The sequence below is a fragment of the Streptomyces sp. MMG1533 genome, assembly GCF_001279775.1.
In the GTDB taxonomy this organism is placed as follows: Bacteria; Actinomycetota; Actinomycetes; order Streptomycetales; family Streptomycetaceae; genus Streptomyces.
The window spans coordinates 1-1,718 of record NZ_LGDG01000094.1 but is presented as its reverse complement, the minus strand read 5'-3'; the positions used below and the strand labels follow the sequence as shown (position 1 = coordinate 1,718).

Below are 1,718 nucleotides of genomic sequence, written 5' to 3'. Positions count from 1 at the left end.
CTAGAAGGCTGATGAAGATCTTGGGGTTCTGGCCCTGCCGCGTGAGCGGCAGGGCCAGACTCGTTGTGTGGCGATGGGTGAGTGGGTCGGCGAGATGGTCGGGCCGGACGTGTGGGAGACGTGCCGGGATCTGATCCCGGCCGGGAGCGTGTTCGCGTTCCTGGCCGAGCACCGCGGCGAGCTGTTCCCGGCGGCCATGTTCGTGGACATGTATCCGTCGGCGAACGGGCGGCCGAGCATGCCGCCGCAGATTCTGGCCGCCGCGGTCACCTTGCAGGCCCTGCACGGGCTGTCGGACTTCGAGACGGTCCAGGAACTGCGGTGCGACCTGCGGTGGAAGGCCGCATGCGGCCTGGGACTTCACGACCTGGCGTTCGATCCGTCGCTGCTGGCCTACTTCCGCCGCCGACTGGCCCGTTCCGCCTGCCCGAACCGCATCTTCGAGGCCGTGCGCGAGGTCGTGAAGGCCACCGGTGTCCTCAAGGGCAAGCACCGCCGGGCGCTGGACTCCACCGTGCTGGACGACGCGGTAGCCACCCAGGACACCGTCACCCAGATCATCGCCGCCGTCCGCGCGGTGATCCGCGAGGTCCCCGGCGCCGGGACAATCGCCGCTGCCCAGTGCAGTGCGCACGACTACACCGACCCAGGCAAACCGAAGATTTCCTGGAACGACGAGCAGGCCCGCGCCGAGCTGGTCGACGCGCTGGTCACAGATGCCCTGCGGCTGCTGGGCCACCTGCCCGAACAGCAACTCGGGGAGAAAGCCGCGAACGCGGTGGGCATCCTGGCCCTGGTCGCCGGCCAGGACGTCGAGCCCGCCGAGGACTCCGACGGCCGCGACGGACGCTGGCGCATCACCCAAGGCACCGCCCCGAACCGGATGGTCTCCACCGTCGATCCGGAAGCACGCCACGTCCACAAGACCCGCAGCCACCAGCAGGACGGCTTCAAGGCCCACCTGGCCATCGAGCCCGAGACCGGCTTATACACCGCCGTCGCCCTGCGGCCCGGCTCCGGGCCCGAGCACCATGAGGCCGCGGTGGGTCTTGAGCTGCTCGCCGGCGAGGACGCCCCGGTGGACGCCTTCGGTGACACCGCCTACTCCACCGGTGACGCCCGCCAGGCCCTGGACCGGGCCGGACACCGGCTGTTCCTCAAGCCCGCCCCGCTGCGGCCCGCCGTCCCGGGCGGCTTCACCCTCGACGACTTCGCCATCGACACCACCACCGCCGTCGTGACCTGCCCGGCCGGACACACCGTGGGCCTGTCCGACCCCGGCGGGCAGCACCACCAACGCAAAGCCACCTTCGGCAACTTATGCACCGGATGCCATCTGCGCGAGCTGTGCACCAAAGCCAGGGCCGGACGCATCCTGACCATCCGCCCGCACCACGACCTCCAAGCAGCCGCCCGCCACCAGGCAGCCACCGACCCCGGCTGGCAGGCCGACTACCGCCGCTGGCGCCCCCCGGTCGAACGCGCCGTCGCCTGGCTCGTCCACCACGGAAACCGGCGCCTGCGCTACCGCGGCACCCTCAAGAACGACACCTGGCTCCACACCCGAGCCGCCGCCCTCAACCTCCGCCGACTGATCAACCTCGGACTCACCCACACCAGTGGCACCTGGCACCTCGCACCCGCCGGTGCATGACCGGAGGGGCTGTCCGGCCTGACGGCCGGACAGCCCCTCACCAAGATCTTCATCGACCTTCTAG

The 1,718-nt window shown here is 70.6% G+C and carries 1 protein-coding gene; it reads left to right on the top strand.

Annotated elements, in window-relative coordinates:
• Positions 1–73 precede the first annotated feature (73 nt).
• Positions 74–1,654 carry an IS1182 family transposase gene (locus ADK57_RS11895; protein WP_078973076.1) on the top strand — a complete coding sequence of 527 codons (1,581 nt, stop codon included), beginning with the start codon at positions 74–76 and terminating at the stop codon, positions 1,652–1,654.
• Positions 1,655–1,718 lie beyond the last annotated feature (64 nt).

What these genes read in the sequence shown, in the direction of transcription:
- ADK57_RS11895 (WP_078973076.1), top strand. Translation starts at nt 74, where the DNA reads ATGGGTGAGTGGGTCGGCGAGATGGTCGGGCCGGACGTGTGGGAGACG.